Origin of the sequence: Sulfuricurvum sp. (assembly GCF_030691015.1) — a bacterium.
Classification (GTDB): Bacteria; Campylobacterota; Campylobacteria; order Campylobacterales; family Sulfurimonadaceae; genus Sulfuricurvum.
Genome location: NZ_JAUYFF010000001.1, coordinates 615,526 through 637,471 on the forward strand (window position 1 = coordinate 615,526; position 21,946 = coordinate 637,471).

At 42.2% G+C, this 21,946-nt stretch carries 19 protein-coding genes; 12 read left to right on the forward strand and 7 right to left on the reverse strand.

Translation table 11 applies throughout. The annotated features are described in order from the left end of the window. Nucleotides 1-2 precede the first annotated feature (2 nt). Nucleotides 3-677 carry an energy transducer TonB gene (locus tag Q8O20_RS03345; RefSeq protein ID WP_305529975.1) on the forward strand — a complete coding sequence of 225 codons (675 nt, stop codon included), beginning with the start codon at nt 3-5 and terminating at the stop codon, nt 675-677. Nucleotides 678-679: 2 nt separating this feature from the next. Here Q8O20_RS03345 and Q8O20_RS03350 read toward each other — a convergent pair whose 3' ends face one another. From Q8O20_RS03350 to pstS, 3 genes are all read right to left on the reverse strand, one after another. Then, entirely contained in the window at nt 680-1,075 is a 396-nt protein-coding gene (locus Q8O20_RS03350) for a hypothetical protein (protein WP_305529976.1), read from the reverse strand. Between the two features lie 108 nt (nt 1,076-1,183). Continuing rightward, nucleotides 1,184-2,596, reverse strand: coding sequence for a hypothetical protein (locus Q8O20_RS03355; RefSeq protein WP_305529977.1), 1,413 nt, complete (start codon nt 2,594-2,596; stop codon nt 1,184-1,186). A 240-nt stretch (nt 2,597-2,836) separates the two neighbouring features. Then, on the reverse strand, nt 2,837-3,838 hold the full coding sequence (gene pstS, locus Q8O20_RS03360; protein WP_305529978.1) for a phosphate ABC transporter substrate-binding protein PstS: 1,002 nt from the start codon (nt 3,836-3,838) through the stop codon (nt 2,837-2,839). Nucleotides 3,839-3,983: 145 nt separating this feature from the next. Between pstS and Q8O20_RS03365 the strand changes: the two genes are divergently transcribed. The 11 genes from Q8O20_RS03365 to Q8O20_RS03415 all read left to right on the forward strand — a co-directional run bounded on the left by Q8O20_RS03365 (nt 3,984) and on the right by Q8O20_RS03415 (nt 16,572). After that, a complete protein-coding gene (locus Q8O20_RS03365; protein ID WP_305529979.1) occupies nt 3,984-4,655 on the forward strand; it encodes a PhoU domain-containing protein in 672 nt (223 codons plus the stop codon). A 41-nt stretch (nt 4,656-4,696) separates the two neighbouring features. Continuing rightward, nucleotides 4,697-5,371: a response regulator transcription factor gene (locus Q8O20_RS03370; protein ID WP_305529980.1), complete on the forward strand. Its 675-nt coding sequence runs from the start codon at nt 4,697-4,699 to the stop codon at nt 5,369-5,371. Beyond that, nucleotides 5,365-6,777: a sensor histidine kinase KdpD gene (locus tag Q8O20_RS03375; RefSeq protein WP_305529981.1), complete on the forward strand. Its 1,413-nt coding sequence runs from the start codon at nt 5,365-5,367 to the stop codon at nt 6,775-6,777. Before Q8O20_RS03370 ends, Q8O20_RS03375 begins: the two co-directional genes overlap by 7 nt. Further along, nucleotides 6,774-8,147, forward strand: a complete 1,374-nt coding sequence (locus Q8O20_RS03380; protein ID WP_305529982.1) for a CCA tRNA nucleotidyltransferase — start codon at nt 6,774-6,776, stop codon at nt 8,145-8,147. The genes Q8O20_RS03375 and Q8O20_RS03380 overlap by 4 nt, the downstream gene beginning before the upstream one ends. Before the next feature lie 45 nt (nt 8,148-8,192). Beyond that, complete coding sequence (pstC, locus tag Q8O20_RS03385; RefSeq protein ID WP_304741319.1) at nt 8,193-9,044, forward strand: phosphate ABC transporter permease subunit PstC; 852 nt, start codon at nt 8,193-8,195, stop codon at nt 9,042-9,044. After that, nucleotides 9,041-9,883: a phosphate ABC transporter permease PstA gene (gene pstA / locus Q8O20_RS03390; protein WP_304741321.1), complete on the forward strand. Its 843-nt coding sequence runs from the start codon at nt 9,041-9,043 to the stop codon at nt 9,881-9,883. The genes pstC and pstA overlap by 4 nt, the downstream gene beginning before the upstream one ends. A 4-nt stretch (nt 9,884-9,887) precedes the next feature. Continuing rightward, a complete protein-coding gene (gene pstB, locus Q8O20_RS03395) occupies nt 9,888-10,673 on the forward strand; it encodes a phosphate ABC transporter ATP-binding protein PstB (protein ID WP_305529983.1) in 786 nt (261 codons plus the stop codon). Nucleotides 10,674-10,772: 99 nt separating this feature from the next. Beyond that, the gene (locus Q8O20_RS03400; RefSeq protein WP_304741325.1) at nt 10,773-12,473 is read left to right on the forward strand and encodes a GGDEF and EAL domain-containing protein; all 1,701 of its coding nucleotides are present in this window, start codon (nt 10,773-10,775) and stop codon (nt 12,471-12,473) included. A 5-nt stretch (nt 12,474-12,478) separates the two neighbouring features. Continuing rightward, nucleotides 12,479-13,009, forward strand: coding sequence for a YfiR family protein (locus Q8O20_RS03405; protein WP_305529984.1), 531 nt, complete (start codon nt 12,479-12,481; stop codon nt 13,007-13,009). Then, on the forward strand, nt 13,006-14,574 hold the full coding sequence (locus Q8O20_RS03410) for a sensor histidine kinase (RefSeq protein WP_305529985.1): 1,569 nt from the start codon (nt 13,006-13,008) through the stop codon (nt 14,572-14,574). The genes Q8O20_RS03405 and Q8O20_RS03410 overlap by 4 nt, the downstream gene beginning before the upstream one ends. A 54-nt stretch (nt 14,575-14,628) precedes the next feature. Continuing rightward, a complete protein-coding gene (locus Q8O20_RS03415) occupies nt 14,629-16,572 on the forward strand; it encodes a TonB-dependent siderophore receptor (protein ID WP_305529986.1) in 1,944 nt (647 codons plus the stop codon). A gap of 39 nt (nt 16,573-16,611) precedes the next feature. Here the strand turns inward: Q8O20_RS03415 and queF are convergent, their stop codons facing one another. The 4 genes from queF to dnaN form a co-directional block, all read right to left on the reverse strand. Then, entirely contained in the window at nt 16,612-17,001 is a 390-nt protein-coding gene (gene queF, locus Q8O20_RS03420; protein WP_305529987.1) for a preQ(1) synthase, read from the reverse strand. Beyond that, nucleotides 16,998-18,395: an EAL domain-containing protein gene (locus Q8O20_RS03425; RefSeq protein ID WP_305529988.1), complete on the reverse strand. Its 1,398-nt coding sequence runs from the start codon at nt 18,393-18,395 to the stop codon at nt 16,998-17,000. Before Q8O20_RS03425 ends, queF begins: the two co-directional genes overlap by 4 nt. Before the next feature lie 6 nt (nt 18,396-18,401). Beyond that, nucleotides 18,402-20,717: a DNA topoisomerase (ATP-hydrolyzing) subunit B gene (gyrB, locus tag Q8O20_RS03430; protein ID WP_304741338.1), complete on the reverse strand. Its 2,316-nt coding sequence runs from the start codon at nt 20,715-20,717 to the stop codon at nt 18,402-18,404. A 116-nt stretch (nt 20,718-20,833) separates the two neighbouring features. Continuing rightward, nucleotides 20,834-21,901, reverse strand: a complete 1,068-nt coding sequence (gene dnaN, locus Q8O20_RS03435; RefSeq protein ID WP_304741340.1) for a DNA polymerase III subunit beta — start codon at nt 21,899-21,901, stop codon at nt 20,834-20,836. Between the last annotated feature and the right edge of the window lie 45 nt (nt 21,902-21,946).

Genomic DNA, 21,946 nt, shown 5'->3' on the forward strand with positions numbered 1-21,946 from the left:
ACTTGGAACACGTACGCACTCCCCATCCTTTTATCCTCTCGGTAGGTATCCACCTCACTCTCGCGGCTCTCATTATCGGAGCTGCCAGTGCTGTACATAAAATTCTCCCCGTAGTACCCGAGAAAACCACCCTTAAAATTTTGCTTCACACCCCTGAATCCGTACTAAGCGTCCCTGCCATCAAACCCTCTGAACCGATACAACATAAAGAAGAGCCTATCCCTCTTCTTAAACCGAAGCAACCTCAAACACTAACACCGCTTAAAACACCGGTGTTAGTCCAAAGTAAACCGACGGTAGTCGCTCCGCAAACAACTCCGACCATTACACCCGCAACCAAAACTCCTGAAATTACAGGTCAAGTAACACCGAAGGCTCCGCCACCGAAAGTAGAAGAAAATTATGCGGAAGAGAATTTGGGACGTATCCGCACTATTTTAGCTGAACGGCTAAAATACCCTAAAAATGCCTTACGCTTGAAACAGCAGGGGGAGACAACGATAACATTTACATTGGATACGAATCGTGATGTGAGTCAAATTACCATTACGCAAAGTTCAGGATTCGAACTTCTTGATGATGCGGCAAAGGGCCTCATAGAGAATTCTGCTAGTTTGTTTCCGAAACCTGCAAAATCGGTGCGCATTAGCGTCCCGATCGCCTACAAACTCCGTTAATATTACCCCCGCTGAGCAAGTCCGAGGGCAAGAGATTTTTCAATATCATGGGCGTATGTTGGGTTATTCATCCGAAGGGTCTTCTCAAATCGGAGGATAAGTTTAGAATCGGTTCGCGGATGGGTACACAACTCTTCGAGCAAAAGTTTGTATTTGCCAACCGTATGCGATGTCATCGTTCCGAAATGGCTTAAAATTATCTCAACAGCATGATTTAACTCTCTAGCACTTGAGGATTTATTCTTAATGATAGCACTCAAAGATTCAAAGGTTTCGATAGTCGTCGGAGCCGTTTCAAAAACGGTTTTACTCTTGTTACTCCAGACATAAAGTGCCACCAAGACGATGAGGATAAGCAATAAACCCGCTATCGTAAGTATTAAATTTGCTGTGATCATAATAGGATTCTCTTTGGTTGGTATAAAAAGTATTGTAGCGAAAAAGGGATGAAGGAGAATATCTCCCGCAAATGCGGGAGATGAAGGAGAGAATGAAACGTTAAACGATTACCATTTCAATTCGGTAGTCATCATGTAAACGTCTTTAGATTCACCAGTATCACTTGCTTTAGCAGCTACTTTTGAATCTTTTTCATTAATAAATTTTGCTGAACCGATAAAGCTGACATTTTTATTGTATTTATACGCTAAACCAGCGATGATTTTATCACCTTCGATATTAGATGTAACAACACCATTCAACTCACTTTCGATTTTATAATCATCATAACGTCCAATAACAGTCCAGTCTTGTATTGGACGATATTCAGCATTGATTGACCAACCAGTATAATCTTTAGAATCAAATGTCGTAGCAATATTTTGAGTACGTTTATCATCTTTTGCAGTAAAATATTGTGCCGCAATCAAGAATTCCGGTTGGTTATAAACCGCATGGATACCGTAGAAAGAGCGATCGTATTCATTAGCGTCTAACGTACCACCGAGATCCGCATCATCATCTTTATGATTATTAGAAATCAAACCATATGTTGAAATATTTGCATAGGTATCTTTCGTACGGTCATTTTTACCTACTTTTGTACCATCTCCAAGGATGTGACCCGTCAAACGCCACTCAACAGAGAGTTGACTTGAATTTTGTTGGTTACCCGCAACTTTGTCAGCGTGATATCCTTCGCCGTTGAAAATACCGATTTCAGAACTGAACATATCCGTTTTGGTTTGGAAATTTACCCCAAAATCGGCTGAGTTTACAAGGTCAACACCAGCTTCCGTAGCCGTCCCTTTCTCTTCAAGAAAAACTTTGTTAAACGAGCGGTAATGCCACGCATTGTGCTCTTCATAATCGATCCATGGACGGTGAACGATACCCGCTTCTACACCGGTATACGGAAGCACTTTATCCAAATAGAGGTAAGCATATTTAACAAATACATCCGCATAACCGCCACCTTGAGACGTTTTCAAATCACTTCCATCTTGAGTCGTTCCAACAGAAGAGGCAAGTTCTTTGGTAGAATCTAAGGTTACACGTGCATAGTCTTTATCATTGAAATATGCTTTTACCTGCACGTAGTTACGGCGCATTTCAAAACCGGATGAACGTCCAGCATATATTGAAGTTTCACCGGCACCGGCATTAGTAACTCTTGTGCTTGGGTTAGCACTTGTAAACCCAAGATAGTGGGTACCGCTAAATTCAAGTGTTTTCGCTTTTGATTTAACGTTTACGTATTTAGACATTTTGTCCTGATATTCAGAACCTTTTGATTCCAAATCACGAAGTTGCATATCAACTTCTTTCGCACTTACGAAGTCACCCATCTCCACACGGCCTTCGCCCGGAGTTGTATAAACTTGTCCTGTTTTAGGATCACTGTAGAGAGTCAATGCATCTGCTGATGCAACGCCACTGATCATCGCCGCAGCAAGGGCAGATAATGCAACTTTTTTCATAAGAATCACTCCTGTTTTTTAATGATGTCATTGTAGAAAAAACAGATTACGCTAATGTTACATTGCAGAATGATTACGATAAGGAAAACGGATGAAAAACGCTTGTCTCAACGCATACGCAAGGAAAGACAAGCAAAAACTTAAGGGATTGAAGAAGGAGAAAGAAACGTGCCACGAGGGCACCTTTAAACGTACCGTATACGCTTAAAGGTACCCATCCGGAGAGGATGGATAGAAAAATTATTTGGTCTCTGCCCAGTATTCACGAACAAGGTTTGTTGTTTCTACCGGAAGAGGGATGTAGCCAAGTTTTTCAGCCGCTTTATCACCGTTTTTGAATGCATAGTCAAAGAATTTGATAACTTGTGCATTCGTTTCAGCCGTCTCTTTTGGCATAAGAATATAAGTTGCCGCTACGATCGGGTATGCAGTATCCCCTTTTTGAGATACCAATGAACCGTAGAAGTGCTCTGATTTTTTCCATGATGCTTGTTTAACGGCTGCCATAAAGTTTGCTTTGTTCGCCGTTACCCATTTACCGCTTGCCGTTTGCAATGTAGCGGCTGAGAGGTTGTTTTTCTCTTTGTAGGCATTTTCAATATATCCGATTGAGTAAGGAGTTTGTTTGATAAGGTTTGTTACCCCCTCATTCCCTTTTCCACCGACACCTGTTGCCCAACCGATCGCTTTACCGATACCGAATTTACTTTTCCACATTTGTGATGAATCACTTAAAAAGTCTGTAAATACATAGGTAGTTCCCGATCCGTCTGAACGGTGAGCAACAATGATTTTCTCAGCCGGAAGTTTAATCCCTGCATTGTCCGCTGCGATAGCAGAATCATTCCACATGGTAATCTTACCTGCAAAAATATCAGCGACAACGCTGTTTTTGAGTTTTAGTTTTTCATCCGCAACACCCGGAAGGTTATGTGCTACAACGATAGAACCGATAACTGCAGGGAATTGTGTTAATTTTGCCGCGGCAAGCTCTTTTGGAGTCATCGGAGCATCCGTCGCACCGAAGTGTACGATACGCTCTGAAATTTGTTTAATACCGCCGCCTGATCCGATAGCTTGATAATTAACACGTGTTTGTGTCGCTTTTTGGTAGTTATACGCCCAGTCATAATAGACAGGGGCAGGGAAAGTTGCACCCGCACCGTTAATTTTATCCGCAGCGATCATAGACGTTGCCGCGATTGCCGCGATTACTAAACCTTTTGTAGCATTCTTTAGCATTATGGAATCCTTTTGGAATTTTTGATGACGGTATTGTAGAAGCCTCGGGTAACGAAATGATTACAAACAACAATGACTCTTTGTAATCTCACGGTTATAAACCATTGGTATAATCGCGCATCATCATTTAATCAAAGGCACATCCATGCTACCACGCTATGAAAATAAACTCAACGAAATTCGCGGAATGATTTCGCTTATGCTTTCTCAAATCATCCAATCCAGCGAAGAGACGCTCAAAGCGTTTGAAACCGACAATGAGGAACTCTACGAAACATCACGCACCTATATCAAAAATATCCAAGTGGATGCGAATAAGATCGATAACGAAATTATCAAAACGTTTGCCCTCTTTGGTCCGGAAGCGGATGAGTTACGGTTGTTAGTGGCGTATCTGAAAATGACCAATGAGATCGACCGCATCGGTGACGGTCTCAAAAAATACAGTAAACGTCTGCATGACCATTGTCAAGGCGGATGTGATATGAGCGTCCTAAGCAATGCAATTATTCAACTTCACAAAACAACGATCAATGCGTTACAATACATCATTGGATGTTTGAATGCTATTGAAGCGTGTGACGCGGATGATGTTTACCGCAAAGTAATGGTAGAAGAGTCCAAAAATGACGATCTTTTTTCTATTATGGAAAAAGAGCTTCTGACATTGATCATAGATGCGAACGAACTTGCTGTGGAATACGTTCGCGTGTTAGGCACATTGCGTAAGTTAGAGCGTATCGGTGACCGTACGGTCAATATTGCCTCGTTGATGCTCTATGCACAAAAAGGTGGCGAATTAAAATTACACAATTAGTGCGAAGAACGTACTTAGACCTACGGAAAAAGGAATCAATCGTGAACACGTTGATACTGATTGTTGAAGATGAACAAGATATTCTAGAGCTTATGGAATATCATCTGGGACGTGAAGGATTTGAGACTATCGGCTTTCTTAATACCAAGCACGTCGTTGATGCTCTCGAAGAAGAGAAAGTAGACCTCATTTTAATGGATCGAAATCTTCCCGGAGCGGAAGGGAGCGAATTCGTCGAGTCCCTACGCAAACGCGGCATTCAAACACCTGTTATTTTTGTAAGTGCAAAACACAAAGATGAAGAGATCGAGCAGGGATTTGAGCGCGGAGGCGATGATTATATTACCAAGCCCTTCAGTATGAAAGAGTTAATTTTACGGGTCAAGGCAGTATTGCGCCGCACGAAAAAACTCTCCTCCGAAGGGAATATCACCCATCGCGACATTACCCTGAACCTCGCGGCACGTACTGTGTTTATTGAAGGGACTCCTGTCGATCTAACCAAACTTGAGTTTGATCTTCTTCATGCCCTCATTGTCAACGAAAATGTCGTTTTAGAGCGCGATTATCTCCTTGAACACGTTTGGGGAAGTGATGAAGTTTATCAAGACCGAACCGTCAACGTCGCAATCAATCGCCTCAAAGAGAAAATTGACCCCGATAAGTCCAAAGAGTATATTAAAACCGTACGGGGAGTCGGTTACACGCTGTGCTAAGAATCCATCAGTTTTTTTTCTTAAATGTTTTAGGATTGTTTATTGCAGCACTTTTTGTTGCCTCCCTCATCAGTTTTATTACCCTTAAAACCATGATTATTGAAGAAGGTGAGAATCGGCTTATACAAAGCATTGAACTTCTTGAACCGCAGATCGCTACCACAAGCGATCTTGATTCTCTTGCCCACTTAATCGCACATAAATCTCACTTGAGAGTAACCGTTGTTAGTGATAGCGGCAACGTCATTGCCGAAAGCGAAACTGACAAAAATACCATGGAAAACCATTCGAATCGAATCGAAATTATGCAGGCGATGAACGAGCCATACGGAGTAACAACCCGTTATTCTAAAACCCTCAAAACCGATTTTGTGTATGTTGCGAAAAAAGTCTCCACACAACATGGGATACTCTATTTTCGTCTTTCTATGAGTCTAAAAGGGGTAATGGAACATTTTTACGCATTGTGGATCAAACTTATTATCGCATTTGGAGCCTTAGTCGCTATAGCTCTGGCTATTGCGTATAAAATCTCTAAAAAAGCGCGTCACGATATTATTCAAATAACCCGCTATTTAGATGAAGTCTCTGCTAAAAATTACCGTGCCGTTCTCAAACCTGAATACTTCCGTGAGTTTTTACAGATATCCATTATGCTCAAGAATCTCGTTAAAAAACTTCATAACCGTGACAAACAAAAACGCAAACACACCGCCAAGCTTCGTCTCATCAACAAACAGCAAAACGATATCCTCTCCGCCATCAGCCATGAGTTTAAAAATCCGATCGCCGCTATCATGGGTTATGCCGAAACACTCCACGATGATCTGAATATCGATCCTAAAATCCGAGAAAAGTTCTTAGATAAAATTCTCTCCAACACCCATCGCGTTACTATGATGTTGGACCGTCTTGCTCTCTCGGTGAAACTGGAAAACAACGATCTCTCCATCAAACCTACATCGTTTGATATTTCGGACGTTTGCACGGACTCTATTTCTATCCTGCAAGCCAAATATCCTACTCGTACCATCCATTACAACGGCCTCTCAAAAACGATATATGCCGATAAAACGATGATCGAGCTTATCGTCACCAATCTCGTCGATAACGCCCTTAAATATTCTGAAGAAGATGTAACACTCACCCTTACCGACAATAGGATCAGTATTATGGACAAAGGGATCGGTATCGCCCCGAACGAACTCGACAAAATCACCTCTAAATTTTATCGTGTCCAAAAAAACCGCTGGGACAACTCCATGGGTCTAGGGCTCTCCATCGTCAGCTACATCCTCAAACTACACGATTCCGAACTTCGGATAGAAAGTATACTAGGGGTCGGTTCAACGTTCAGCTTCTCTCTTGAGAATCTAATTCAAAAAAAGTCTACTCCAAAAAAATGATACCTATCCCTTTATCCTTAATGCGGCTGGTAGAACATCTCTCCCGCAATGGAATAAAGGCTATTTTTGTGGGAGGATTTGTCCGTGATCATTTTACAGGACATCCTACTCACGATTTAGATATTGAACTCTACGGTGTAACCTCGCTCGAAGTTCTCGAATCCCTCCTTAAGCCTTTCGGGAAAATGGGTCTTTACGGAAAAAGTTTCGGCGTCCTCAAACTTTCCTACGCCGGATATGCTATTGATTTTTCTCCTCCCCGCACTGAATCCAAGTCAGGATTCGGACACAAAGGGTTTGAGACGGAGTGGTTTAGTGATCTCGATTTTGCTACTGCCGCCCGCCGTCGCGACTTTACGATTAACGCCATCGGTTACGATCCTCTCACCCAAACCTTACTCGACCCGTTTGGCGGAGTTGACGATTTGAAAAACAAACAGCTTCGTTGTGTCGATCCCAAAACTTTTATCGATGATCCGCTGCGGGTATTGCGTGCAATACAGTTTGCCGCCCGTTTTGAGCTAATATGTGATAAACAGCTATTGGAACTATGTCAGAAAATGATCGCAGAAGATGCGCTCAGGGAACTCCCCAAAGAACGAATTTTTGAAGAGCTAAAAAAACTCCTTCTCCAAAGTCATCGCCCCTCAATCGGGATGAACTTGCTACGTAAAATGGGGGGGTTGTCATTTTTTACCCCTCTTGACAAGCTCGAAACTACCCCCCAAGAACAAGATTCCCATCCCGAAGGCTCTGTTTGGGTTCATACCATGATGGCGCTCGATACGATGGCATCGATGCGAAGCGGTCGATGGAGAGATGACATCGTGTTGATGTTAGCTATGTTATTACACGATATCGGAAAACCTGACACCACCGTTACGTCTGAGGGAATACTCAATGCTCCGAAACATGCCGAAGTCGGTGTTGAAATCGCCCGCATCTGGCTGGATCAAATAACGGAAGACAAAACCCTCATCAGCCGCATACTTCCCCTTATTCGATATCACGGATGGCCTCGAAAACTCTACCGTTCTTCCGCAAGCGAAAGTGAAATTTTGCACTTAAGCACGCACGTATGTATCAATGATCTTATAGCCGTTGCAAAAGCCGATTTTTTTGGACGCGCCTTTAATGGTCATACACCAAAATCTTTCGAAGCGGGAGAATGGCTGTACAAACGCGCCTCCGCATTGGGTGTATTGTTTGCACCTCCTCCCCCGATGATTATGGGACGTGATTTGATTGCTCTAGGATTGAGTCCCTCGGAACGCTTTAAATCTATATTGGAACGTGCCTATAATGCCCAGTTGGATCAACTCTTTTTTAGCCGTGAAGAAGCGCTAAAGTGGCTCGTAACTCATCTGTAATCATCGTGTAATAAAATTGCCCTTATATTTTAGGCAAGGCTTGGCATGATTGATAAAATCTTCTTAAACATGACCCGCACCAGTGCTCTGTTGATTCTTTTCATCGTTGCATGGATATTTGTGGTTCTCTTTAATCAGTCGACAGAAGCGATGCAGACGTTTGGACTGGATTTCATTACCAAAGATGAGTGGGCACCGAATCTCGATAAATTCGGTGCCTATGCAGCGATTTTCGGCTCGGTCGCATCTACCTTTTTGGCGATGCTCTTAGCGATTCCTATTGCCATCGGGGTTGCCATCTTCCTCAGCGAAATTGCCCATGACAAAATCAAAGGGTTCTTCGGTGTCAGCGTTGAACTCCTCGCAGCTATCCCCTCGGTCATTTACGGTATGTGGGGGCTATTTTTCTTCGTCCCTATTTTGCGTGATATCTTCGGCGGAATGGGGATCGGTCTCCTCGCGGCAGGGATCGTTTTAGCCATCATGATTCTCCCTTTTATGGCAGCCGTTACCCGCGATGCCATGAATACTACCCCCGATATTCTCAAAGAATCTGCTTACGCATTGGGGGGGACGCAATGGGACGTTATCAAAGATGTCATCATCCCTTACGCAAAAGCCGGGATTATCGGCTCACTCATTTTGGCACTCGGACGTGCAATCGGTGAAACGATGGCCGTCACCTTCGTTATGGGGAATGTCCACCATACTCCAAACTCAATCATGGACCCAACCACTTCGATTCCGGTTACCTTGGCCAACGAGTTTACCGAGGCCGACAGTTCCCTTTACTTCTCCAGTCTGTTCGGGTTGGCGCTAACATTGCTCATCATGAGCTTTGTCGTTATCGCCGTTGCAAAGTTTTACTTTTTACGTAAAGTGAGGAAAGGACAATGACCGCAACTCAAAAACGGATCATCATCAATAAGTTAGCACTCGCGTTTTCAACATTAAGTGCCGTGATCGCCCTCGCTTTTTTGTTCTGGATTCTCGGTGTTTTAGTGATGAAAGGGGTCGACGCTCTAAGCTGGAATATCTTTATCTTCGAAGGTTCCCCTCCGGGATATGCCGAAAGCGGTCTTAAACATGCCCTTGTCGGTCAATTGATCCTTGTAGGACTGGCGACCTTAATCGGTGTTCCTCTGGGGATTATGGCAGGAACCTATTTGAGCGAATATGGGAAGAACTCTAAACTCGCCCATACCATCCGCGATATTTCAGATATTATGATGTCGGCACCCTCTATCGTTATCGGGGCATTTGTCTATGCCGTTATCGTTATGCCGATGGGACATTTCAGTGCTTGGGCAGGGGCAATCGCGTTGGCAATCATTATGATTCCGGTTATTTTACGTACCACGGACGATATGCTTCAGCTGGTTCCCGGAACCCTTCGTGAAGCGGCATTCGCTCTGGGTGCACCGAAGTATAAAGTTATCATCGATATCGTTTATCGTGGAGCAAAAGCGGGAATCTTAACAGGGGTTCTTCTTGGAATCGCCCGTGTAGGCGGAGAGACGGCACCGCTACTCTTTACCTCATTTAACGATAATTTTTTTACAACCGATCTAAATGAAGCAATGCCTTCGCTTACGGTGACGATGTTTAACTATGCCATCAGCCCCTACGATGATTGGCAACAGCTTGGATGGGCGGCGGCCTTTATCCTCTCTATGTTTATTTTAGGTCTCAATATTGTGGGACGACTTATTTTATTAGCCGGAAAAAGGAAATAACATTATGGCAAGTATTATCGATATCAAAGAAGAGTGTGCACTTCAAGTCCGAAACTTTGACTTTACCTACAAAGGTGCTCCCGCACCAAGCCTGAAAAAAGTAACCATGCCGATTGCAAAAAATTCCGTTACTGCACTTATCGGGCCATCAGGATGCGGTAAGACTACCCTTTTACGCTCTTTTAACCGAATGCACGATCTTTACCCCGGGAATAAGTACGAAGGTGAAATTGAATTTGAAGGGCGTAATATCCTCGATCCTAAAGAAGATTTGATTCACCTACGGACAAAAATCGGAATGATTTTTCAAAAACCGACGGCGTTTCCTATGTCTATTTTCGATAACGTCGCCTACGGTATGCGTCTTCAAGGGATCAAAAACAAAACGGAGCTAAACGATCGTGTTGAAAAAGCGCTTCAAGACGCCGCACTCTGGAAAGAGGTAAGCGATCGTCTTAAAAATGATGCAAACGGGCTCTCAGGGGGTCAGCAACAACGTTTGTGTATCGCAAGAGCGATTGCGGTAGAACCGGAAGTATTGCTTTTTGATGAACCGACATCCGCACTTGACCCAATCTCGACGCAGGGGATTGAAAAATTGGTCATCGAGCTCAAAGAGCGCGTCAGTATCATTATCGTCACCCATAATATGCAGCAAGCAGCACGTGTCAGCGATTACACAGGATTTATGTATTTGGGAGATTTAATTGAGCTAGGGCACACCGAAGAACTCTTCGTTACCCCGAAAGAAAAACTCACACAAGAGTATATCACCGGTAAATTCGGTTGATACTGCATTACGTTTAAACGCCCTCTTTCTTTCTATAGCATTTTGTGCTATTATTGAAAATAATGTAAACAATATTCTTATAAAGAAGAGGGTAAAAAAATGGGTACTGATGAGCTTCTATTCGCTCCTGAAGAAGAAGACCAATTATCCGAGGCGCCCTGGAAAGTAATGATCGTCGATGACGACAAAGAAGTTCACTCCTTTACAAGGCTGGCGCTTCACGACTTTACCTTTGAACGCAAACCTATTCACTTTATCTCCGCCTACAGTGCTGCCGAAGCAACCGAAATTCTTAAAGAGCATGATGATGTCGCTATCATTTTACTCGATGTTGTCATGGAGAGTGAAACAGCCGGACTGGATCTTGTTGAAACCATCCGCTATCACCTCGATAATACCACTGTACGGATCATAATCCGAACAGGACAGCCCGGAATTGCACCGGAGCGATACGTCATCGACCATTATGACATCAATGACTACAAAGAGAAAACCGAACTCACTACCGATAGGCTCTATACCACCATCCGAAGCGCCCTCTCACAATACAAACAGATTGTTGAACTTCTCAATAAAAAAAACGAAATTTATGCTACCTTGATCACCGACACATTGACCGGTCTGGGTAATCGTGTCAAGCTCAATTATGATCTTGATACCGAAATGCCGATGTCCCTTGTTTTATTGAATATTGATGCATTCAGCATGATTAATGACGTGTACGGATTTGAAGTCGGGGATCAGATGCTATTGCAGTTTGGCAAAATCTTACGGGAGTCCTCCTGCCCCGCATGTACTATTTACCGTCTTGAAGCCGATATTTTTGCCATACTAACGTCTCAAAAAGAGTTACAGGACATCCAAAAAGAGGTTCTTCGAGTTCAAAATACGATCACCAAACATTTATTCCTCATTAACGGTATCGAGCACCGAATCAATGTTACCATGGGGGTTGTCGAGCACGAAATCGGAAATATGATCCAAAAAGCCGAAATTGCACTTCGCGAAGCCCGAAAAATGAGCCGAAACCGCGTACAGGTCTATTCAGATAATCTAGCTGTCATCAAACAGATCAAAGAAAATACGAAATGGACGAAATGGCTTAAAGATGCCCTTGATAATAACAAGTTAATTGCCTATTACCAACCGATCGTTGATTGCGGAAGCGGTGAAATTGTGAAATATGAAGCCCTTGTGCGGCTTGAACACGACGGAATAATCTATTCCCCTTTTCATTTTCTAAGCACTGCCAGATATGCCGGGCTTCTGTACCAAATAACGCAGCGGGTATTTGAACAAGCCTGCGCACGCTTCAGTACCAATAGCCTCGATTTTTCGGTCAATATTACCGACCAAGATCTCATCGAACACGGTTTTATAGAATTTATAGAACAGACACGGAAACATTACGGGATTGAAAGCGGCAGGATCTATTTTGAAATTCTCGAAGACAGCAGTATTTTGACCAATCCGATTGCCGAAAAACATCTCAATGACCTCATAGCATTGGGCTACCGCCTGTGTTTGGACGATTTTGGCGTTCAATGCTCGAATTTTGCCCAACTCGGAAATCTTGATCTCGATATCGTTAAAATTGACGGTATCTATATTAAAGATATCGATGTGAATAAAAAATCTCGAATCGTAACCGAATCAATCCTCTTTTTTACCCATAAAATAGGGGTAAAAACCGTTGCGGAATTTGTCCACAGCGCTCAGGTTTACGACATAGTCAAGACGATGGGTATCGATTATGCTCAAGGGTACTTTTTAGGTGAACCCAAGCCTGATCTGATTTAATCACAATGAGAAAGATTTGTGCAGCTGCTTTTTATTCTCTTTTTTATACCGCCTCTTTACTAGCCGTTTCAGAAGAGAGCATAAAAGCAGCCTATCTAGAACGTTTTACGATGTTTATCCAATGGCCAAAACCGGTTGATAGTTATAACGTCTGTATCTACGATGACAGTACCTTTGCAAAAGCACTCCAAAAAAGCTATTCATCCCGCCTCTTCAATAACCATCCGCTAAAAGTCATCACCCTCAATGCCGGAGATCCGTCGGAAGAGATGATGAAGTGCCATATCCTCTATTTTCGAGGTTCAAAACCCCACCAAAACGAAAACTTATTAAGTAATTTACGCAAAAATAATGTTTTATTGATCAGTGACGATGATGACGATGCTAGACGGGGAGCCATGATCGGATTTTATCTGGATAACAACATGTTTCGGTTTGTTATTAATCAGCGTAATCTCGAAAATGCCAATTTAACCGTAAGCTACAAGCTACTTAATTTTGCTACGGTTATTGAACCGACGGGGGGATCAAAATGAGACTAAATAACCATTCCATCACCTCACAAATGGTTTTTTTACTGATTATTACCAGTCTTTTTATCATTATTTTCGGAACGTTATTTCAGCTTTGGTACAGCATCAATCACGAAAAGCGTACCTATATCCATGAGAGCCAATTGGAGGCCACTTTAATCGCGGATTTGATTACCGCCCCTTTAGCATTTTTTGATCTTCAGGGAATCAATGCCAATATGCACCGCCTGCATAAAAACAATGATGTTCTTCTATCGGTTGTCTACAGCCCTGATCGCACATCTTTGATTTCGTTTAATCCCGAAAACCGACCGCTTCCGAGTGATATCTTCCCTTTGGGAACACGATTTGAAAACCCAAGTTCGTTTCCGTGGATGCTGGGAAACTTGAAGACCACCCTAGAAATCAAACAAAATGATCAACTTTTGGGTTACCTCTATATCGAGAGAGAAACGGATCGTATTACCTCGTTTATTGTGGAACTATTAACCGCAGTCACTGTTTTTTCAATCGGCTTAATCCTCTTTGTCTACATACTGTCACGTATACTAAGCAAAAAGATTCTTCAACCGATACTCACGTTGACCGAAACGGCCAAAGAGGTAGCGGAAAACAACAACTATTCGCTTCGCGTTACCCATAACAATCAAGATGAAATCGCTTATTTGTACAATGCGTTTAACCATCTGTTAAGCGAAACCGAGTCACTCACTTCCCATTTGGAATCACGCGTTGCATCGCGTACTCAAGAGCTTCAAGACTCTCTCGAAACACTAAAAAAAGCACAACTTCAACTGGTGGAATCTGAAAAAATGGCGGCACTTGGAAACCTTGTCAGCGGTGTAGCCCATGAAGTCAATACACCTCTTGGCAATGCGATTACGGGCGGCTCCATTATTGTCAGAGAAACGCAACAGCTCCTTCGACAAATGGAAGAGGGGACGCTCAAAAAATCATTTATGGAGCAAAAGCTTACGATATTGAATGAAACCTCCCACTTACTTCTTAAAAGCATTAATCATGCTGCGAATCTCATTCGCAGTTTTAAACGTATTTCCGTTGATCAAAGCGTGGAAGATAAGCAGGAGTTCAACCTCTATGAATATCTCGATGAGATCCTCCTCACATTCCATAACAAACTAAAAAAAATACCGGTAACTGTAAATTTAGAAGGGGATCACGCTCTTATAATTAAATCCTACCCGGGCGTATACGCTCAAATTATCAGCAACTTTATCCAGAACTCTTTGCTCCACGGCTTTAACGAATCCGTACACAATGCGACTATCACTATCCATTTCGAAGTGAATGAACAGCATCTTGTTTTAACGTATGCCGATAACGGGATCGGTATGGATGAAAAAATTAAAAAAATTGCCTTTGAACCGTTTACTACCACCAAGCGCAATGCCGGAGGAACCGGATTAGGGCTCAATATCGTCTATAATCTTATCACCCAAAAACTCTTAGGTGAAATTACAATCGATACCGAACGTCAAACGGGGGTAAAATTTACGCTCACCCTTCCCATTGAACTCCTAGGTTCAAGCAAAAATTTTATTTCTTAAATATCTTTAAGTAAAGAGTGTTATTATTATCGTATTCTATACGTGAGGTTGTCCATGAAAAATGTTTTTTTAGTAGCAGCCATTTCATGTTCCCTTCTTCAGGCTGATGACTCCTCCGATTTATCTCCCCTTTCGCTCGAGGATCTCCTTAATATACAAGTAACCAGTACATCACGCCGTGATGAAAGCCAGCATTTGGCACCCGGTGTTGTTACCGTCGTATCCTCACAAGAGATTCAGCAATACGGGGCACGCCATTTACGCGATGTCATCGACCGTCTTGTCGGGATGCAGGTACTCGGTTCTCACCAGCGCCCCCACAACAAAACCTCCATCAGGGCGATGAACGGAGCCCATCAAGAAGGGTGGGAAGTAGTTCTCCTAAACGGTCGTCCAATCCATGAGGGGACGGACGGAGGATTTAACTTCGATATTTATCTCGGTTTTCCGCTGGATATGATCGACCATATCGAAGTGATACGAGGGCCAGGATCCGTTATTTACGGTACCAATGCGATGGCAGGGGTCATCAACATCGTCACCAAAGATGCCCAAAAATCGATCAATGAAACCCGTGTCGATATCAGTGCCGGAAGCTTTGATCGCCGACAGATTGAAGTCTCAACACTGATCGGGGGGAATGACTACAGCTTGAATATCGGTCTTAACGCCATTCAAGCCGACGGTGACAGTGTAAACGGAGTTTTTGACAAAAGTAACACAAGAGGAACCTACGGTACGGCTGAAAACAGCGATAACCTCGTTGTCAACGGAAAATACAAAGGGTTCACCCTAAACGCTATGGTCATGAATAACAACGAAGACAGCGGTGGCTCTACCTTTGACCTCCCCTCCTCACCGATGAATAAAAAAAGAGAGTTTCTGGATGTCGGGTATCTTTTCGATATTACAAGCGGATGGGACGTATCTCTCAACTATACGGTAAATTTGAGTGAATTTGATTGGCAGATCAGCGGTGCAGGTGCCAGAAACCATTACAAAGATCGCTACGATATGACAGAGGTGATCGTGCGCGGCAATGTTGCCACCGACCTTAATCTCCTCTTCGGCGCCAACTCTTCCAATTATGAAACAGAGTTTAGAAACACGGGGACATTCCCTTATTCCGAGATGAACAATAAAAGTGCCTATATGCAGCTCGACTATATGCTCTCTCCGAAACAAAAATTCATTCTCGGAGTTCAGCTCAACAAACCCGAAGATTCCCAAACAGACCTCTCCAAACGAGCTGGATTTATTCAAGGTTTTGGAGATAATTGGTGGTTGAAACTCCTCTACAGCGAAGCGTACCGCTCACCTAATCTTCAGGAAGCAAAAATCACAGCCACGACATTAATAGGGAATCCTCTACTAAATCCTGAAAAAGTAGCAACTTATGACGCACAGCTTATTTACCAAACGTCAAATCAATACTATGCAATTGCCCTCTATGATACGATGCTTGAGAATTTGATTGTAAGAACGCCCTATGTACCCCAACCTGCTAAAACAACCTTTACTAATCGGGGATACGTCCATTTTCAGGGGATAGAGGTTGAAGGACGGGTGGAACTAAATGAGGATTTCAGTGTTCTTGGGAATTTCAGCTATCAGATTAACAAAACAAACAGCGGTACTGAAGACACCACCTTTGCCCCCAATACGATGGCTAAATTCGGCGGTTCCTATGGAGGAATCCACGGGATGAACATCGCTGTTTTTGACAGCTATATCGGAAAATCTCACGATTTGAGTGTAGCAGGGGTAGCCCTTAACCCGAGCGCAGACCCTTACCATCTTTTAACCGCTAACATCTCCGTCGATACGGCAAAAATGTGGAATATTGGTCAAATCGGTCGCTCTTTATTATCCCTTTATCTGGATAATATTTTGAATGAAGATATTTATTCACCAAATCTAAATTATACAAATGGAACCAACACGATTCCGGCACATTGGGGTCGTAGCGCCAACCTTACCTACACCTACAAATTTTAACTTTAGGACAGGGAATTTTCCCCTCCAAAAATTTCCCGATTATTTCTCTCTCACCATTTTTTCACTGTCAATCTCAACAACCGTATGGACATTTCCACGCGGATAATAGTCTGCAACGACTTTTAAGCGCTTAGGAGCGATTTTTGTCTCGAAAGTGCTGTAGATCTCGTTTGCACTGTTTTCGTGCGAAATATGGCGGTTTCTGAACGAATTAATGTACAGTTTGATAGCTTTGAGTTCAGCTACCCATTTATCCGGCGTATATTCAACGTAGATGGTCGCAAAATCAGGATATCCGCTTCGAGGGCAAAGGCAGGTAAATTCCGGCAACGTTACTTTAATCACATAATCGCGTTCGTGCTGATTAGGCCAAATCTCAAAATCTTTTTCAATATCAAAATTCTCTACGATTTGTTCTCCGTATTTCATAACTCTCCTTTAATCTCTTCTACTGTTAAAATTTTACCCAGATAATTTCCCTGCCGATAATTAATTTTAAGGGACTGGCAAAGCTGATCGGTATAGGAATCTTCAATCATCGAAATCCATGTTTTCGCTCCGCACAGATGTGCGCTTAGATTAAGCCCCTGAAGTATATTTTGATACCCTGCTTTTTTGATGTTGCGACTGTAAAGAGGGTCAAAACGGACTATATCCACCTCTAGTTCTTTGAGATAAAGTAGCGTCGTATGATAGCCGCCCAAACGATCCAGTCCAATTTTGTATCCCGCTTTTCGATAGTGGGCAATTTGATGGGCAAAACGCTCCAGCTGATGACAATATTCTTTCTCTTCAAAAAGAAAAGTGATCTTATAGCGCGCAAGGGGATAACGTTCAAATAACGTAAGTGCATGTTCGAAAAAATGGGGATTTCGCAACGTAACCGAAGAGACCGTCAATATAAAGTTGTGATTTTGACTCTCACACAACTCCCCTAATTTTTCAAGTACATCACTCTCTAAAATACGCATTTTATTCAATCGGTTCAAAACAGGGATATAGCGACTCTGATGTATAAACCTATTTTGTGAATCAATCAGTTTGACGGTGGTATCAAAAAGCATGTATTCATCACAACAAATTGGCCAAAATCCGATTGAAAACCGTTTTTCGTCTAACGCTTCAAGTATCTCTTGTTCGAGCTCATTTATCGAATAATATTCCTCTTTTTCCGCTCCGATTCGATCATTATGCAACTCATACAAACGACTCGTCAGAAGCTCTATACTATCTGAGAGGCGCGAATCGATCATAACCGCTTCAAGTCGTATTTCAATCTCATTATCAACATAATTTTGATATTTACTCAAAAAAAGTTCAAGGAGAGGGCGATATTGCTCTTTTTCTCCCGCTAATAAAAGTAAAAAATCTCCCCCTTTATACCGTCCGATAGGGAGTTTAACAACCCCTTTGTCACGAAAAAATTGATCCAGTTTTAGTACCGTACTCTTTAGTGCACGATCTCCGTTTTTAATTCCGTAACGTTCATTGATAGACCATAAATTTTCAACACTGATCATCATAATCGTCTGAGTATTTTTTTTGAGTGCTTTTGACGCTAACTTAAAAAAATAGTCTGTCGTAAAAGTATGGGTTATTGAATCGGTAATATTTTCACGGGTACTTTGGTAAATAAGGTAAAAAATAAAATAGACCATTATCCCCAAAAGCGCTATTGATAATATCAGTAAGGAGGCAAACGTCGTATATTTTTGTGTAAGGAGGGCAAAGAGGGTAACCGCGCTAAGAAAGAAGATGGGCAATCCCATCCGCAATGCTAAAGCAAAGCGGTGTTCTCTCTCTTTTTGTTCGGTATAAGTCATAAAGGATTATATGTCCAGATGCTTAACGTCTTTGGCATGTGTTTCGATGTAGTTACGGCGCGGTTCGACATCGTCACCCATAAAGAGATTAAACGAATCACCCGCGGATTCAAAATCGTCAATGGTAATTCGGAGCAATACACGGTTTTCCGGTGTCATCGTTGTTTCCCAAAGCTGTTCAGGATTCATCTCCCCGAGACCTTTATAGCGTTGGATATAAGATCCTTTCTTCGCAAAATCGGTGATTTGTGTAAGCAACTCAAGTAAATCACCTTTCAACGGCAAATTCCAATCTTGAATTTTTCGGAAAATGAAATTTGCTTCGGCAAAATGCGGTGATGCAAAAAGCTCATCATTGATGTGCAACTCTTCCAATCCCTCTTTTGTCTGAACAAAGAGGTGCATATCCTCATCACTAACACTTTTACTGAGGATGTTATTCCCCTGAGCCGTTAGGAATGCTTCAACTTTAGTGTACATCTCTTTAAGCGGCAATGCAATCAAATCAGGATTTTCGATGAAATAACGGATCAGTTCTACGAGGGCATAACGACGCTCTAACGCATCAAGTGTACTGCGGTAATGGTCAACCATCTTAAAGAACGAGACAAGATCATTAACACCGACATTTAACTCTTCTGATTCTAACGCCTCGATACCGTTTTCGATCAAAAAGGCATTCATAACGCGATCATCTTTAAAATAAATCTCTTTTTTCCCTTTTTTATAGCGGTACAACGGCGGTTGCGCCAAATAAAGGTAGCCGTTTTCCACGATTTTCGGCAAATAACGGAAGAAGAACGTCAATAACAATGTTTGAATATGGCTACCGTCGACGTCGGCATCGGTCATGATGATGATCTTGTGGTAGCGAAGTTTGTCTTCGTTAAACTCTTCACCGATTCCGCAACCGAGTGCGGTGATCATGTTGGTAATCTCTTCGGATTTTAGAATTTTATCGAGACGTGCTTTTTCAACATTGAGAATTTTACCTTTGAGTGGCAAAATCGCTTGGAAAACACGGTCACGTCCCTGTTTAGCCGAACCGCCCGCAGAGTCCCCTTCCACCAGATAAAGTTCGCTGATTGCAGGGTCTTTGCTTTGACAGTCTGCCAATTTACCCGGTAATGTACCGACCGTCATGGCATCTTTACGACGTGTTAGTTCGCGTGCTTTTTTCGCCGCTTCGCGTCCGCGTGCCGCCATAAGAGCTTTTTGGATGATAGCTTTCGCTTGGATCGGATTCTCTTCGAAATACTTGGTCAGTTTTTCATAGGTGACTTTTTGAACCAACGGTCGAACATAGGTATTTCCCAGTTTCCCTTTGGTTTGACCCTCAAACTGAGGTTCCGGTACACGAACGGAGACAACACAAATAAGTCCCTCAGAGACATCTTCACCCGATAATGGGATATCTTTTTCTTTCGCATTACCGTTTTGCTTGTTATAGTTGGAGATAACACGAGTGAGTCCCGCACGGAAACCCGCTTCGTGAGTACCGCCGTTAGGAGTATTGATGTTATTGACAAACGTGAACATTTTTTCGTCGTAACTGTCGTTGTACATTACGGCAATATCCATCTCGATATCTTCGATTTTTTCACTGAATGCAAACGGAGCGGCTACTACTACTTTTTTATTCACATCGGTTACGAATTGACTGATACCGCCCTCGAAGTGATACGTATTACTCGCACCGTTACGGTCATCTTTGAAAATAATCGTAATACGAGGATTGAGGTAAGCAAGTTCTCGGAAACGTTTTGCCAAATAGTCGTAATCGAAAATAATGGTTTCGGTAAAGATAGAAGGATCCGGAAAAAATTCGATCGTTGTTCCACGTTTACGCGTTGTTCCCGTTACCGCTAACGGCTCTTGCGGGATACCGCATTTAAAATCTTGTTCAAACGATTGTCCCTCACGGAAAATGGTCATTTTTAAATCAGATGAAAGTGCATTAACAACCGATACCCCAACCCCGTGCAAACCGCCCGAGACTTTGTAGGTGTCTTTGTCAAACTTACCTCCGGCATGCAATACGGTTAAAACAACCGTAGCCGCAGAAATCCCCTCGGTAGGATGCATATCCGTCGGAATACCCCGACCGTTATCGCTTACCATTGCCGTACCGTTTTTAGTCAATGTTACCGTGATCGTATCACAATGTCCTGCCATCGCTTCATCGATCGAGTTATCAACGACTTCGTAGATTAGATGGTGAAGTCCGCGATGACCGGTATCACCGATATACATACCGGGTCGTTTTCGAACGGCTTCGAGACCTTTGAGGACTTTAATATTACTAGCACCGTAATTTTCCATAGTTGCTCCAGCTTTTAAGCGTGTTTAATGCTTTATTTTACCGTAGTGAAACTAAAAAAAAGGTTTTGTGGAAATATAACCCTCAATGAGGGTTAAAATGTGGATAAAAGGGTAAGTTAAATTACAATCGGCATTACGATAGTTTTAAAATTTTGATCTTTTAAAACAAACGGCTGATTGGATTCATTCGCTTCGAGGGTGAATTCGGTTGAATTGACTTGAGATAAGAAATCTAAAATATAGCGGCTGTTAATGGCGAGAATAAACGGTGTTTCAAATCCGTTTTCTATTTCTACCGTTGTTTTTGCTTCGATATTGTCATCACTCAAACTTTCAAATAAAATAGAATCATTTTGGAAAGTGAGTTTAAGATCATTGGAAATAGTCGTAATCTGCTTAATGGCGGTCACTATGACGCTTTTTGGAAGAGTTAGAACACGTTGAGCCTCTTTAGGGATAATTCGGCTGTAATCAGGGAATTTACCGTTAATGAGTTTCGTATAAAACAATGAGTCTTCGGATTTGATAATAAGATGGGTATTGTCATAATAAATTTCAATGTTGTCATTAAAAAGTTTTTGTATTTCGATAATTGCTTTTTTAGGGACAATAATTGAAAGTTCCGCATCATTTTGACTATCTATGTGAACAAGAGCGAGACGTCTGGTATCGGTAGAAACAAAATTGATCTGATTGCTTTTAATATCGATCAATGCACCGTTAAGCTCAAATTTCGGGTTATTGGTATCCGTTGCAGGGGTGATTTTTTTCAATGATTCAATTAACAGGTGAGAATTAATTGCAATATTCGGTTTTCCGTCGGTTGTAGGGAATGCCGGAAATTCTGAACTTTTATACGTAGGGAGTTTAAAATTCGATCTTTTTTGTCGAATGAGCAGTGTATCTTTATCTAGAGTAAGTTCAACTTCTTCATCTTTGAGGATACGGATAATATCAAGAAGCTTTTTACCGTTAGCGGTTAATGATCCAGGTTCTTCCACACTAAGTGAATTAGTTTGAATAGAGAGACCTATTTCATAATCAGTAGCTTTAGCGGTAAGAGTTCTGCCATCGGTAGAGAGCAGTATATGAGAGGTGATTTGTGATGTATCTTTTTTTTCTAAAAAAGGTTGGAGGTGTAGAAGGATATTTTCCAAAACCGACTTATCAACGGTGATTTTCATAAACGACTCCTATTATTATTTATAAGCATTAATTGTAATAGTTAG

Excerpts from the sequence above, each read along its gene's own strand:
- Q8O20_RS03350 (WP_305529976.1), bottom strand. The coding sequence starts at position 1,075 with ATGATCACAGCAAATTTAATACTTACGATAGCGGGTTTATTGCTTATC.
- Q8O20_RS03355 (WP_305529977.1), bottom strand. The coding sequence starts at position 2,596 with ATGAAAAAAGTTGCATTATCTGCCCTTGCTGCGGCGATGATCAGTGGC.
- pstS (WP_305529978.1), bottom strand. The coding sequence starts at position 3,838 with ATGCTAAAGAATGCTACAAAAGGTTTAGTAATCGCGGCAATCGCGGCA.
- Q8O20_RS03365 (WP_305529979.1), top strand. The coding sequence starts at position 3,984 with ATGCTACCACGCTATGAAAATAAACTCAACGAAATTCGCGGAATGATT.
- Q8O20_RS03380 (WP_305529982.1), top strand. The coding sequence starts at position 6,774 with ATGATACCTATCCCTTTATCCTTAATGCGGCTGGTAGAACATCTCTCC.
- pstC (WP_304741319.1), top strand. The coding sequence starts at position 8,193 with ATGATTGATAAAATCTTCTTAAACATGACCCGCACCAGTGCTCTGTTG.
- pstA (WP_304741321.1), top strand. The coding sequence starts at position 9,041 with ATGACCGCAACTCAAAAACGGATCATCATCAATAAGTTAGCACTCGCG.
- pstB (WP_305529983.1), top strand. The coding sequence starts at position 9,888 with ATGGCAAGTATTATCGATATCAAAGAAGAGTGTGCACTTCAAGTCCGA.
- Q8O20_RS03400 (WP_304741325.1), top strand. The coding sequence starts at position 10,773 with ATGGGTACTGATGAGCTTCTATTCGCTCCTGAAGAAGAAGACCAATTA.
- Q8O20_RS03405 (WP_305529984.1), top strand. The coding sequence starts at position 12,479 with ATGAGAAAGATTTGTGCAGCTGCTTTTTATTCTCTTTTTTATACCGCC.
- Q8O20_RS03410 (WP_305529985.1), top strand. The coding sequence starts at position 13,006 with ATGAGACTAAATAACCATTCCATCACCTCACAAATGGTTTTTTTACTG.
- Q8O20_RS03415 (WP_305529986.1), top strand. The coding sequence starts at position 14,629 with ATGAAAAATGTTTTTTTAGTAGCAGCCATTTCATGTTCCCTTCTTCAG.
- queF (WP_305529987.1), bottom strand. The coding sequence starts at position 17,001 with ATGAAATACGGAGAACAAATCGTAGAGAATTTTGATATTGAAAAAGAT.
- Q8O20_RS03425 (WP_305529988.1), bottom strand. The coding sequence starts at position 18,395 with ATGACTTATACCGAACAAAAAGAGAGAGAACACCGCTTTGCTTTAGCA.
- gyrB (WP_304741338.1), bottom strand. The coding sequence starts at position 20,717 with ATGGAAAATTACGGTGCTAGTAATATTAAAGTCCTCAAAGGTCTCGAA.
- dnaN (WP_304741340.1), bottom strand. The coding sequence starts at position 21,901 with ATGAAAATCACCGTTGATAAGTCGGTTTTGGAAAATATCCTTCTACAC.